Raw genomic sequence first — 13,164 nt, 5'->3', positions numbered from 1 at the left:
CGGTGAAAGGGGGCAGGGTGGGGGGCGGCGGAGAAGGCGGGGAAGGCGGCGGCACGGGCGCCTGGGAGGGGGGCGGGAGCATGTTCAGTTGTTCCTTTCGGGTCGCCGTCCGCGAGTCTCTTCGGGTCGCCGTCCGGTGGCTCCTTCGGGTAGTCGTCGGGTGGCTCCTTCGAGGAGCCGTCCTGGGGTCCCTTGCCGTCCTGGGGTCCCTCCGGGCAACCGTCCTGGGGTCCCTCCGGGCAGCCGTCCGGTGGCTCTTTCGAGGAGCCGTCCCGTCGGGTCGCCCACCGTTCCGTTCTCCGCGATGCGCTCCCCGCGCAGCCAGGCCGACCGGACGACGCCGTACAGGGTTCTGCCCGCGTACGCCGTGACCGGGTTGCGGTGGTGGAGCCGGGCGGGGTCGACGGTGAAGGTCTCATCGGGGGCGAGGACCGCGAAGTCGGCGTCCCGCCCCGGCTCGATCGCGCCCTTGCGGTGCAGCCCGGCCAGTCCGGCGGGGGCGGCGGACATCCAGCGGGCCAGGTCCTGAAGGGTGTGGCCGCGCCGGCGGGCCTCGGTCCAGACCACCGGGAGACCAAGCTGAAGCGAGGAGACACCGCCCCACGCGGTGGCGAAGTCGGGGGTCTTCAGCGCGGCGGTGCAGGGTGAGTGGTCGGAGACGACACAGTCGATGGTGCCGTCGGCGAGGCCGGCCCACAGCGCGTCCCGGTTCGCGGCCTCCCGGATGGGCGGGCAGCATTTGAACTCGGTCGCCCCGTCGGGGACTTCCTCCGCCGTGAGGGCGAGGAAGTGGGGGCAGGTCTCGACGGAGATCGGGATGTCCGCCGCCTTGGCCCCGGCGATCAGCGGCAGCGCTTCGGCGGACGACAGATGGAGGATGTGCACCCGGGCGCCCAGCCGCCGGGCGAGCGAGACGAGACCGGCGACGGCGGTGTTCTCGGCGGCGCGGGGCCGGGAGGCGAGAAAGTCCGCGTACCGGGGACCCGACCGCCCCGGAACCAGTCGCTCCGGGTCCTCCGCGTGCACGATCAGCAGTCCGCCGAACCCCGCGATCTCGGCGGCCGAACGGTCGAGCTGCCCTGGGCCGAGCCGGGGGAACTCCTCGACACCGGACGGCGACAGAAAGCATTTGAAGCCGAAGACCCCGGCCTCGTGCAGGGGGCGCAGTTCGGGGACGTTGCCGGGCAGCGCGCCGCCCCAGAAGCCGGTGTCGACATGGATCTCGGGCGCGGCGACGGCCCGCTTGATCCGCAGCGCGTCGACCGTGGTGGTGGGCGGGACGGCATTGAGCGGCATATCGAGCAGGGTGGTGACACCCCCGGCCGCCGCCGCGCGGGTCGCGGTCCGGAAACCCTCCCACTCGGTCCGCCCGGGGGCGTTCACATGGACGTGGGTGTCGACCAGACCGGGGAGTACGACATCGTCCCCGGCGTCCTGGAGCCGGGCGCCCGGCGGGACGGCGCAGTCGTACGGCAGGACCGCCGCGACCCTCCCGGCGGCGACCGCGATCGACGCGGCGCGGGTCCCGTCCGGGGTGATCACACGCGTCGAGCGCAGTAGCAGGCTCACATCCGCCACGGCCATCCGGGCCCCTCTCCGGTCCACCCCGTACGCCGGTTCCGCCGTCGGCATCGCCGCCGGTTTCCCGGCGGATTCCCGGCGGATTCACCGCCACGGTGCTTCCGGCAGCTCAGCTCCTCCGAGTGCTTCAACGAACTGTTGAACGAGTCTTCACCGGGCGGTCCGGCCCGTCAAGCATCCCCCGAGACCAAACTCTTCCAGGAAGCGAGAGTAGTATTTCGTACAGCAGAAGGTGGATGGGCAGTGAGGACGTGCGGAACGAGCCCGGGAGACGGGCTCCGTCCACCGTGACGGGACACCCTCTGACCGGCGCCGACGCCGGACCTGGGCGCGATGTGCCGGGCACGGCCGCCCGATAGGCTGCTGACTCGCCCGTCCGCCCGAAAGGACCGCCACCCGTGCCGACGTCCAGCGCCAGCACCACCGACGCCGCCAAGACCGCGACCAGCGGCGGTGTCCAGTCCCTGGAGCGCGCCTTCGATCTGCTGGAGAGAATGGCCGACGCGGGCGGCGAAGTCGGCCTCAGTGAGCTGTCCGCCAGCAGCGGCCTGCCGCTCCCGACGATCCACCGGCTGATGCGTACGCTCGTGGCCTGCGGTTATGTACGCCAGCAGCCGAACCGGCGCTATGCACTCGGCCCCCGGCTGATCCGGCTCGGCGAGTCCGCGTCCCGGCTGCTCGGCACCTGGGCCCGCCCCTATCTCGCCCGGCTGGTCGACGAGACCGGCGAGACGGCGAACATGGCACTGCTCGACGGCGACGAGATCGTCTATGTGGCGCAGGTGCCCTCCCGGCACTCCATGCGCATGTTCACCGAGGTCGGCAGGCGGGTGCTGCCGCACTCCACCGGCGTCGGCAAGGCCCTGCTCGCCAACACCCCGCCCGACGAGGTACGGGCCCTGCTCGCCAGGACCGGAATGCCGCCCGCCACCGAGAAGACGATCACCACACCGGACGGTTTTCTGGCGGCACTGGAACGGGTGCGGCGCGACGGGTACGCCGTGGACGACAACGAGCAGGAGATCGGCGTGCGCTGCCTCGCGGTCTCCGTGCCCGACGCACCGACCGCCGCCGCGCTCTCGATCTCGGGCCCCGCCGGGCGGGTGACCGACGCGGCCACCCGGCGGATCGTGCCGGTCCTCCAGGAGGTCGCCCAGCAGTTGTCCGTCGCCCTGGCGACCTCCGGCACCCGGGACTGACACGCGCCGCGCCCTGCGGGTCCGTGTCTCGCGCTGCGGGCGGCGCGGGCCCTGTGGGCCGTTCTCCCTGGGCGTCAGGCAGGAATCACCCCGCAGTCGCCGCCTCGTCGATCAGATCGGCCACGGCTTTGGGCTGCGACGCCAGCGACGCGTGGCTCGCCGACAGTTCGACGATCCGGCGCGGCTCCATCCGCCGCGCCATCCGGCGCTCGTTGTCCGGATGGATCATGCGGTCCTCGGTGGAGACCTGGTACCAGGTGGGCTTCTTGCGCCATGCCGGATCGGTGACGGGGTCACCGAAGGTCGAGGCGAGCGGCGCCTTCTGAGTGACCGCCAGGACCAGCGCCTCGTCGTCGCCGAGATCCTGGCAGAAACTCCACTGGTAGGTGTCCTGACCGACCCAGAGATAACCGTCGGAGTCGGGGGCGATGTTCTCGAACGCGGCGGGCGGCAGTTCCTGGCTGATCTGTCCGGGGCTCTCCCCGGCGTCGGGCGCGAACGCCGCGATGTAGACCAGTCCGGTGACGTTCGGCAGATCGCCCGCCTCGGTGATGACCGCGCCGCCGTAGGAGTGACCCACCAGGAGGACCGGCCCGTCCACCTGCCTGACCATCTTCCGGGTCCGCTCGGCGTCTTCGGCGAGGGAGGTCAGCGGCATCTCCACCGCGCGCAGCGAACCGTAGCCCCGGTTCCTCAGCTCCAGGATGGTCTTCCCCCAGTGCGCGGCGCCTCCCCAGAACCCGTGCACCAGAACGACTGTCGGCTTCTCGGCCATAGCGGTTTCCTCTGCGATCGATGGGGGGCCTGGCACTCTCCTCCCCACGCTAGGACGGCGGTACGGGTCCCGCCACCGCTGCCCGACCGTCCAGCACCCCACGAGCCGGGCAAGCTCCGTCAGAGGGGCCCTACGACTGCGCCCCGCCGAACAGGTCCACCGCGTGGCGCACCTGCATCAGGGCGGGCGCGAGTGCGCTGACCGAGCCGATCGCGCCCGCGATCAGCAGCAGGGAGCGCCGCATGCGCGGGATGTCGGGCCGTCCGGTGGCCACCATCGTGGCCAGGACGGCGAGTTCGTCCTCGGCTATGCCCCGGTCGGGGAACTTCCCGGGGTGCCCGGCCAGTTCACGGCGGAGCCGGGAGACGGCCTCCCCCAGCGCTGTGGCCCTCGGGTCCTCTCCGCTCCCTGTCACCGGCGTCTGCCCCACGCTCCGCAACAAAGTTCTCCCCCTCACCCGCCCCTTGGGACCGGTTCCACGACCGTCAGTCGACGGCCAACCACCCAGAGTTGCGGGTCAGTTAACGCCATGGGGTACGGTACGCGCCACTCCGTGGACCGAATTCAGGACGATGAGCGCAGGGCGGGCACCGCGTGCCACGCCTCGGCAGGCGCCGCGAACCTCGCTCACCAGGTCGGTTCCCGCACCGGAATGCGATAGGCAGTCCCCATGGCGCACCCACCGAAGAGACATGTACCGAACAGAACCGGCCCCCAGGGAACGGAACGGCGGCGGAGCACCGGGCCTGCTCGTTCGGGAGCCGGAACGGATACGGGCCCTGTCGCCGGACTGCTGCTCGCGGCGGGCGGCGGGCGCAGGCTCGGCGGACGGCCCAAGGCGCTGCTGCGCTTTCGCGGCAGACCGCTGGTCGAGCACGCGGCCCGGGTACTGCGCGAAGGCGGCTGCGACCCGGTGCATGTGGTGCTCGGGGCGGCGGCCGAGCGGGTGCGGGAGGAGGCCGAGCTGCCCGGCTGCGTCCTGGTGGACAACCCCCGCTGGGCGGAGGGCATGGGTTCGTCGCTGCGCGCGGGTCTGGCGTCCCTGGCCGCCGTCCCCGTGGGGGCCGCGCTCGTCGGCCTGGTGGACCAGCCCGGGATCGGGGCGGCGGCGGTCGCCCGCGTCCGGGCCGCGTACACCTCCCCGGACGCGCTGATCGCGGCTTCGTACGACGGTGAGCGCGGGCACCCCGTGCTGTTCGGCGCGCACCACTGGCGGGCGATCTCGGCGGGCGCGGTGGGAGACCGGGGAGCCCGGGCGTATCTGAGCGGGCACACCTCGTCGCTCGTCCTGGTCGAATGCGGTGACATCGCCGAGCTGTACGACATCGACACGCCGGACGACCTGGGGCGGCTCGGCCAGTGAGCCGGGCAGGACGCCTCGGCCGATGACCTGGGCGGGACGCCTCGACCCCGAAGACCCATGACCGGGAAGAGCAGCGGACAGGGACCTTTTCCCTGGCGCGCGGACCAGGCTCCCGCCACCAGCGCCCGCCACCGGTTCTCACCACCGGCTCCCGCCCCCAACCCTCCTTGTTCTTCCATGATAAGAAAACTACTATCCATTAATGGGTCATGGGGGACCCTGGCACTGCCATGTGAGGACCCGACAGGCACCGCCCGCCGAAGGAAGTGACCGCCCATGTCCGCAGCAGCGCCGCCCCCGCCGGCCACCGTCGAGGCCGGGCCCCTGCCCCGGCAGGAGGAAGTGCTCAGCCGGGACGCCCTGGTCTTTCTGGCCGAACTGCACCGGCGGTTCAGCCCCCGCCGGGACGAGCTGCTGGCCCGCCGCGCCGAGCGCCGCGCGGAGATCGCCCGTACGTCGTCCCTGGACTTCCTCCCGGAGACGGCCGCGATCCGCGCGGACGACTCCTGGCGGGTCGCCCCCGCCCCCGCCGCTCTCCAGGACCGCCGCGTGGAGATCACCGGCCCGACCGATCGCAAGATGACGATCAACGCGCTGAACTCCGGCGCGCGGGTCTGGCTCGCCGACTTCGAGGACGCCTCCGCCCCCACCTGGGAAAATGTTGTCACCGGCCAGCTCAATCTGATGGACGCCTTCGAACGGCGCCTCGACTTCACCGACGAGCGCACCGGAAAGACCTACGCCCTGCGACCGGCCGATGAGCTGGCGACCGTCGTGATGCGCCCGCGCGGCTGGCATCTGACGGAGCGCCACCTCCAGACGGCGGACGGCGCCCGCGTCCCCGGCGCCCTGGTCGACTTCGGCCTCTACTTCTTCCACAACGCCCAGCGGCTCACCGACCTCGGCAAGGGCCCGTACTTCTATCTCCCCAAGACCGAATCCCATCTGGAGGCGCGGCTCTGGAACGATGTCTTCGCCTTCGCGCAGGAGTACGTCGGCATCCCGTACGGCAGCGTCCGCGCGACCGTCCTCATCGAGACGATCACCGCCGCGTACGAGATGGACGAGATCCTCTACGAGCTGCGCGATCACGCCTCCGGGCTGAACGCGGGCCGCTGGGACTACCTCTTCTCCATCGTGAAGAACTTCCGCGACTGCGGCCCCGGCTTCGTCCTCCCCGACCGCAACGCGGTCACGATGACCGCGCCCTTCATGCGCGCGTACACCGAACTGCTCGTCCGCACCTGCCACAAGCGGGGCGCCCACGCCATCGGCGGGATGGCGGCCTTCATCCCCTCCCGGCGCGACGCCGAGGTCAACAGGGTCGCCTTCGAGAAGGTGAAGGCGGACAAGGACCGCGAGGCAGGTGACGGCTTCGACGGCTCCTGGGTGGCGCACCCCGATCTGGTGCCCGTCGCCATGGCCTCCTTCGACGCCGTACTGGGCGACCGGCCGCACCAGAAGAACCGGCTGCGTGAGGACGTCTCGGTCAGTGCCCGCGATCTGATCGACATCGGCTCGCTCGATGCCAGGCCGACGTACGAGGGTCTGCGCAACGCCGTCCAGGTCGGCATCCGCTATATCGAGGCGTGGCTGCGCGGCCTCGGCGCCGTGGCGATCTTCCATCTGATGGAGGACGTGGCCACCGCCGAGATCTCCCGCTCCCAGATCTGGCAGTGGATCAACGCGGGCGTCGTCTTCGAGAACGGCGAGCGCGCCACCCCGGAACTCGCCCGCCGGATCGCGGCCGATGAGCTGACCGCGATCCGCGAGGAGCTGGGCGACGAGACCTTCGCCGCCGGGAACTGGCGGCAGGCGCACGACCTGCTGCTCAAGGCCGCGCTGGACGAGAGCTACGAGGAGTTCCTCACCCTGTCCGCGTACGAGCGGCTGACCGACTGACCGACGACCGGCCGAAGCTGACCGACTCACTGACGACCGGCTGACCGGCCGACCGGCCGACCGGCTGATTCCCGACGCTCGTGCATCGGGCCGCACGGGCCCCGGGTCCCGGCGCTGCCATGATGACGCGCATGGGGGCATCGAGAGTCGCCGTGGTCGGCGGCAGCATCGCGGGGTGTGCGGCGGCACTGGCCGTACACCGCGCCGGGTACGAGGACATCACCGTCTACGAGCGCACAGCGGGCGATCTCGCCGACCGGGGTGTCGGCGTGGCCGTCCACAGCGCGCGCTACCGCGAACTGGCGGCGGCCGGATATCTCGACGCCACGATGCCCTGGGCCGAGGTGACCGAGCGCCACTGGTACGTCCGGGACGGCGATGTGCCCCTGGGCCGGCCTCTGTGGACCAACGAATTCCCCTTCCGTACCTACAACTGGGGCCCTCTGTGGCGGGAGTTACGCGCGCGGGTGCCCGGCTCCGCCGTCTTCCGCTCCGGGACGGCCGTCACCTCCGTCACCGAGTCGGCGGCCGGAGCGTACGTCCACACCTCCGCCGGGTCCCGGCGCTACGACCTCGTGATCGGCGCGGACGGCTACCGCTCGGTCGTCCGTGACGCCGTCTGCCCCGGCCTGCGCCCCGCCTACGCGGGCTATCTCGCCTGGCGCGGCGCCTATCCGGCGAGCAGGCTCCCCGACCCGGCACCCTGGGGGGAGACCACGCTCGTCTACGCCGTCTTCAACGGCGGCCATGTCGTCGTCTACCGCATCCCCGACGGGGCCGGCGGCCACCGCGTCAACTGGGTCCTCTACACCGCCCCGCCCCCCGGCCTCGACATCCCCCTCGCCCTCCCCACCAGCCTCCCGCCGGGCACCCTCGCCGACGCCCTGCGCACCCACCTCACCGCACTGACGGAATCCCGGCTTCCGCCCTTCTGGGGCACGCTCGTCGGGCTCACCGCCCCCGCCGAACTCTTCGTACAGCCCATGTACGACTTCACCGCCACCCCCGGCGCCACCCGCCACCTCGCCCTCCTCGGCGACGCCGCGACCGTCGCCCGCCCCCACACAGGCGCCGGCGCGGTCAAGGCCCTCCAGGACGCGACCATGCTGGAGTCCGCCCTGCGGGCCGCGCCCGCCCTGCCCGACGCACTGCGCGCCTACGACACGGCCCGCGCTGCGGCGGGCGGCGCGATGGTCGACCTGGGCCGCACCCTCGGCCACGCACTGGTGGAGTCCACGCCCGACTGGACGTCCCTGGACGCGTCCGGTGTCGCCTCCTGGTGGGAGTCGGCGGACGCGGCGGGAGTGTTCGGGGGCCGCCGTCTGGCGTAGGGCGTGGCGTCGTGAGACGTGGGTCACAGGCGTTCGTGTCACATTCCGGCGCGCTGTTCCGTCGTAGGAGTACCAGCACCGGCAACGTGCCGGTGAGCCAGTACCGACAACGGCGGAGGAACACCATGAAAGCCCGTCTGGACGCCTTCAGCAGCCCGACCGTAGGCAAGGTCTTCAAGCACATCACCGCCGCGAACAAGGCGCTCGTGGACTCGGCCCTGCCGGCCACGACCTATGAGCTGGTGAAGATCCGCGCCAGCCAGATCAACGGCTGCGGCTTCTGCACCGACATGCACACCAAGGAGGCCACCGCCGCCGGGGAGACCCCGGTGCGCCTCAACCTCGTCGCGACCTGGCGCGAGGCCACGGTGTTCACCGACGCCGAGCGGGCCGCGCTGGAGCTGGCGGAGGAGGGCACCCGGATCGCGGACGCGGCCGGCGGGGTCTCGGACGAGGTCTGGGCGAACGCCGCCAAGTACTACGACGAGGAGCAGCTCGCCGCCCTGGTGTGCGCCATCGCCCTGATCAACGCCTTCAACCGGGCGAACGTCATCATCCAGCAGCCCGCGGGCGACTACCGGCCGGGCCAGTTCGGCTGAGATTCGGCCGTCCGGACGCGCGGCCGGGCGGTACGGCCTGCCGGCTGACCGCCCGGACCCCGTCGAGGCCGACCGGGACCGCCCTCCAGCGACAAGTTTCAGCCAGATAGCCGCTCGCCATCGGGGAAGGTGGTATTCCGGCCTACAGTCGAACGGACGCCCGGCCAAACCTGTCGGGTGCTTCACGAGCACGGGGGATTTTTCGTGATCAAGGTCAAGAAAACAGTCATGTTCAAAAGGGTGCTGGCTGCCGCCACCGTCACCGGCACACTGGCCACCCTGGGTGTGGTCGCCACCGCGACGCCGGCCGCCGCCCACCCCATCACCTGCGGCTGGGACCGGGGCGTCGGCACTCCCTGGTCGGTGACCAGGACCGCCGTCAAGGGCTTCGTCCGGGTCAGGTGCTCCGACAACCTCGACGACGCCAACACCCGCGCCCAGCTGGAGATCTACCGCAGTGGTCGCTGGCGGAACCACGGCAACGGCGTCACCAGCCACTCGACCGCCAGGGTGATCCACGTCAACGACTCCGCGGGCAAGCGGATCGGTGGCTACCACTACCGCACCGAGGGCACGCACTTCGGCCAGCACGGCAACATCTTCGCGCTGCCGACCTACTACTCTCCTACCCGCTATCTGGTCCGCAACGGCTGACCGGTACGGAGCCGAGAGGGGCGCGCGGGATTCCGACGGGGTCCCGCGCGCCCGTCGTTTCCGAGGAGGAGACCATGCGGAAGATGGAATCGCAGGCCGAGCGCCTGCTGGCCCTGGCACAGGAAGTCTGCCGGGTCCGCCACGGTGAGGTCGTGACCCCCCGGGACATCGTCTTCGCCTATGTCGTACGCCAGTTGACGCCCCCTGAGGAGTCCCCCGGGTTCTCGGCGCAGGACAGCTCGTCCCCGGAGCAGATCCGGCTGGGTCCTGAGATCGAGGCCGTACTGACCCTGGAGACGGACGAGCCGGTCGTCCTGGGCGAACTGGTGGACATGGCGGCGATGCGGTGCGAGGAGCTGGCCGGATATCTGGGGCGCGGATGAGGAGAGGGATCGGAGCCTCGGCGGGGCTGCTCGCCGTGGTGCCGCTCGCCGTGGTGCTGGTCTCCTGCGCGTCCCCGGAGCCCGCCGGCACGGCGGACAGGCTGGCGAAGGAGGGATGGGCGAAGGAACCGATCCTCCAGGGAGCCGAATCCACTCTGGGCGAGGTCTCGCCGGCCGCGTGCCGGCCGCTCGTGACCGTCCTTGACCGGCGCGATCCCTCGGACGAGGTCACCGGCTTCCGCCACAAGGAACGCCGGTCCTACCTCCTGATCCGCGAGTTCGACGGGACGGCCGGTCTGCCGAAGACCGTCCTGGACGCCGCCGGCGCGTGCCCCGCGATGAAGATGGGCTACGACTCCACCGCGCTGGCCTACACGGTCGGCGTCGTCGCCCGGGAGGAGCACGAGACCCGGCTGCTGCTGACGGCGCGGGAGTCCGGGAACATCGTGACCCAGATGCTCGTGTCCGCGTCGGAGAAGGACGGGAAGCAGCGGCTGACGCGCGTCATGCGACCCGAGGGCGTCGGCGACGCCGAGCGGACCGGGGCGGATCTGGCCGTTTGATCCATGCGCTGTGATCCGTGCGCTGTGATCCGTGCGCTCCCGGGCGGGAAGGCCCGGCCGGTGTCGCGACCACCCCTGAAGTCCGTCGCTCGACCGGCCGGGCCCCTGGCCACCGGCGCTCCCCTGTTCCTCCTCGCGGGCCGGCTTCTCCCGCATGCGCCGGATCAGTGCCGGATCACAGGGTGGACTTGAACAGCAGGCGGTTGGGGGTGCCGCTGACATTGCCCCGGATCGCGTTGGCCGTGCTGTTGCTGAGCAGCCAGTTGTTCACCACCGTGCTGGAGGCGTCGCCGTTGGCCGACTTGTACAGCGCCGCCACCCCGGCGACATGCGGTGAGGCCATCGACGTACCGCTCATGCTGGTGGAGCCGCCGCCGGACCGGGCGGAGAGAACGCCCACACCAGGGGCGTAGAGGTCGGTGCAGCGACCGTAGTTGCTGAAGCCGGCCTTGGCGTCGCCGGAGTCGGACGCGGCGACCGACAGGGCGCCGGCGGCGCTCGCCGGGGAGTAGTTGCAGGCGTCCCGGTTGTCGTTGCCCGCCGCGACCGAGGTGTGGACACCGGAGTTGGCGAGGGCGGTGGCCGCGTTGTTGAGGGCGGCGGAGTAGCCGCCGCCGAGGGAGGCGTTGGCGACCGCGGGCTTCACCGCGTTCTGCCGGACCCAGTCGAACCCGGCGATGATCGCGGAGAAGGAACCGGAGCCCTGGCAGTTGAGCACCCGTATGCCCCTGAGCTGGACGCCCTTCGCCACGCCGTACGTCGTACCGCCGACGGTGCCCGCGACATGGGTGCCGTGACCGTTGCAGTCCTGCCCGTTGCCGCCGAGGGCGTCGAAGGCGTTGCGTGCCCGGCCGCCGAAGTCGGGGTGAGCGGTCGAGATGCCCGAGTCGATGATGTACGCGGTGACGCCGGAGCCGTTGCGGCCGTAGGTGTACTGGCTGTTGCGTCCACTGCGCTGGTCGATACGGTCCAGGCCCCACGGCGGGTTGTTCTGCGTGCCGGAGGCGGTGACCGTCTGGTCCTCCTCGATGGCGGCGACCCGGGAGTCAGCGCGCAGCGCCTTGAGCTGGCCCCCGGAGAGTTCGGCGGCGAATCCGTTGATGACCTCGTCGTACACATAGTCGGTGTCGACCGACCGCGCGTCGGCGAGCGCGGCCGGGTCGGCACCTGCCTTGAGGGTGACGATGTAACGCCCCTTGATCTCCTTGGCCGCCGGAGCGTCGGCGACCTTGACCAGCGGGGCGGGATCGGGTGCCGGGGCGGCGGAGCCGACGGCCGGGATCAGGGTGAGGGGGACCGCGAGGCCGACGGCACCGACGGTGAGGATGCCGAGGTGGGTTCTGCGCATGGAGGGGCTCACACCTTTCGTGGTCCGGCCGCACGGTGGCGACGGCCGGTGAGTGGGGGAACGCGCCCCTGCCGTACGGGCTGTGGGGGACCGACCCGCGGGGAAGGGGGACAGGGGCGCGGAAGGTGGAAGTGCGCGCCGCACAGGGCGGCGACGGCGGTCCGCGCACCGCAGGCGCCGGCTGCGGCGGCGAGGACCACCGTGGCCGGAAACTGCTGTCACATATGACAGGACCGCCGACACGCCCCGGCACAGTGGTCCGCGGGCGGGATCGCCGCTCGCCGGGACCTCCGTGTCAGCCGGGCGTGGCGCCAACATACCGGGGTCAGCGTGGAGTTGACCCGGAGTCGACCCCGGCCGAAACGGGCGTGACCGGTTGCGGACACCAGGCCGTACGGCGTCGGCGTACGGCCTGTCCGCGTGGCGGCGGAACCCATGAACCGTGGTCAGGGCCGCCCCGCCCGATCTAAGGTCGGGCCATGGAGGCCGAGGATCCGCGCGGAGACAGTGCCGCCGTACGCCCACCCGCGGACCCCGAGGCCCCCGGGCCTTCCGTGCCGGAGTCGGCCGGGGCCGCGGCGGGGGCGGCCTACCGGAAGCTGAGCGGAGCCGGGGACGCCCTGGACGTACTGCCCGATGACGTACGGGACTGGCTCGCCGCGCGGCGGCTCATCGACGCGGACCGGCAGCACGCCAACTCACCTGAGCGCGCCCTCCACGACCTCGTCGCCGACCAGCACCGGCTACTCGGCGAACTGCGCCACGGCCTGGATGCCCTCCAGGACGTCCTGCGCCTCGTCCCCGACCTGCGGGGCGCCGGGCGCGAGGCCGTGGAGGCCGAGTTCTTCGCCGACCGGGCCCGCCTGCGCGAGCGCATGGAGGACCTGGACGTCCTGTGCCGGGACGAGATCCTCGGCCTCCGCACCACCTTCCCCTCCTCCGACGATCTCGCCGACAGCCTGGCGGAGGACCTCACCATGCTCGCGCGCGGCGTCGACATCCGGCTCCTCGTCGCGACCCCTGCCACCCGGCGGCCCGGCGCAGCGCGCTACCTCTCCGTCATGCGCGAGCACGGTGCGCGGATCCGGCTGACCGCGACCGTCCCCCTCCACCTCAACGTGGTCGACCGCTCCATCACCCTCCTCGCCCTCGGCCCCGCCGACGACGGAACGCCCCCGGCCGAGGACGTCGTCCTCCACAGCACCCGCCTCGCCTCCTGCTTCGCCCGCGTCTTCGAACACCACTGGGCCACCGGCCTCCCCTACGCCACCGCCCCCGACGGCACCGCCGACGAGTGGACCCCCCGCGAACGCGAAGTCCTCGCCCTTCTCGCGGCGGGCGCCAAGGACGAGGCCATCGCCCGGCGCCTCGGCTGCTCCGAACGCACCCTGCGCCGCCTGATCACCGCCCTGGTCGACAAACTCGGCGCGGAGAGCCGCTTCGCGGCGGGCGTACGGGCGGCCCGG

The 13,164-nt window shown here is 71.9% G+C and carries 12 protein-coding genes and 1 pseudogene; 9 read left to right on the top strand and 4 right to left on the bottom strand.

The genetic code is table 11. The annotated features are described in order from the left end of the window. Positions 1-255: 255 nt before the first annotated feature. Positions 256-1,584, bottom strand: a pseudogene (gene allB / locus ACWF94_RS17215) (allantoinase AllB); the annotation flags it as partial. Positions 1,585-1,979: 395 nt separating this feature from the next. On the opposite strand from allB, the gene ACWF94_RS17210 reads away from it, so the two are divergent. Further along, positions 1,980-2,780 (top strand): IclR family transcriptional regulator, encoded by an 801-nt coding sequence (locus ACWF94_RS17210; protein ID WP_453488349.1) that lies wholly within the window; start codon positions 1,980-1,982, stop codon positions 2,778-2,780. Between the two features lie 85 nt (positions 2,781-2,865). On the opposite strand, the gene ACWF94_RS17205 is transcribed toward ACWF94_RS17210, so the two are convergent. Continuing rightward, complete coding sequence (locus ACWF94_RS17205) at positions 2,866-3,555, bottom strand: alpha/beta hydrolase (protein WP_453488347.1); 690 nt, start codon at positions 3,553-3,555, stop codon at positions 2,866-2,868. A 130-nt stretch (positions 3,556-3,685) separates the two neighbouring features. Continuing rightward, entirely contained in the window at positions 3,686-3,997 is a 312-nt protein-coding gene (locus ACWF94_RS17200; RefSeq protein ID WP_453488345.1) for a DUF5955 family protein, read from the bottom strand. Between the two features lie 228 nt (positions 3,998-4,225). Here ACWF94_RS17200 and ACWF94_RS17195 point away from each other — a divergent pair, with 228 nt between their 5' ends. From ACWF94_RS17195 to ACWF94_RS17165, 7 genes are all read left to right on the top strand, one after another. Beyond that, complete coding sequence (locus ACWF94_RS17195) at positions 4,226-4,918, top strand: nucleotidyltransferase family protein (protein ID WP_453488343.1); 693 nt, start codon at positions 4,226-4,228, stop codon at positions 4,916-4,918. A 276-nt stretch (positions 4,919-5,194) separates the two neighbouring features. After that, positions 5,195-6,820, top strand: a complete 1,626-nt coding sequence (gene aceB, locus ACWF94_RS17190) for a malate synthase A (protein WP_453488341.1) — start codon at positions 5,195-5,197, stop codon at positions 6,818-6,820. 131 nt (positions 6,821-6,951) lie between these two features. Then, positions 6,952-8,151, top strand: a complete 1,200-nt coding sequence (locus tag ACWF94_RS17185; RefSeq protein ID WP_453488339.1) for an FAD binding domain-containing protein — start codon at positions 6,952-6,954, stop codon at positions 8,149-8,151. Positions 8,152-8,276: 125 nt separating this feature from the next. Further along, complete coding sequence (locus tag ACWF94_RS17180) at positions 8,277-8,750, top strand: carboxymuconolactone decarboxylase family protein (RefSeq protein ID WP_453488337.1); 474 nt, start codon at positions 8,277-8,279, stop codon at positions 8,748-8,750. Between the two features lie 228 nt (positions 8,751-8,978). Continuing rightward, positions 8,979-9,404: a hypothetical protein gene (locus ACWF94_RS17175; protein WP_453488335.1), complete on the top strand. Its 426-nt coding sequence runs from the start codon at positions 8,979-8,981 to the stop codon at positions 9,402-9,404. 74 nt (positions 9,405-9,478) lie between these two features. Further along, positions 9,479-9,787 carry a hypothetical protein gene (locus ACWF94_RS17170; RefSeq protein WP_453488333.1) on the top strand — a complete coding sequence of 103 codons (309 nt, stop codon included), beginning with the start codon at positions 9,479-9,481 and terminating at the stop codon, positions 9,785-9,787. Then, the gene (locus tag ACWF94_RS17165) at positions 9,784-10,350 is read left to right on the top strand and encodes a hypothetical protein (RefSeq protein ID WP_453488331.1); all 567 of its coding nucleotides are present in this window, start codon (positions 9,784-9,786) and stop codon (positions 10,348-10,350) included. Before ACWF94_RS17170 ends, ACWF94_RS17165 begins: the two co-directional genes overlap by 4 nt. A 175-nt stretch (positions 10,351-10,525) precedes the next feature. Here ACWF94_RS17165 and ACWF94_RS17160 read toward each other — a convergent pair whose 3' ends face one another. After that, a complete protein-coding gene (locus ACWF94_RS17160; RefSeq protein ID WP_453488329.1) occupies positions 10,526-11,698 on the bottom strand; it encodes a S8 family peptidase in 1,173 nt (390 codons plus the stop codon). Between the two features lie 479 nt (positions 11,699-12,177). Here ACWF94_RS17160 and ACWF94_RS17155 point away from each other — a divergent pair. Then, positions 12,178-13,164 (top strand): helix-turn-helix transcriptional regulator (locus tag ACWF94_RS17155; protein WP_453488327.1); only part of this gene is annotated, 987 nt, incomplete at its 3' end.

The organism is Streptomyces sp. NPDC055078 (genome assembly GCF_053607985.1).
This window is presented reverse-complemented; position numbering and strand designations above follow the sequence as displayed.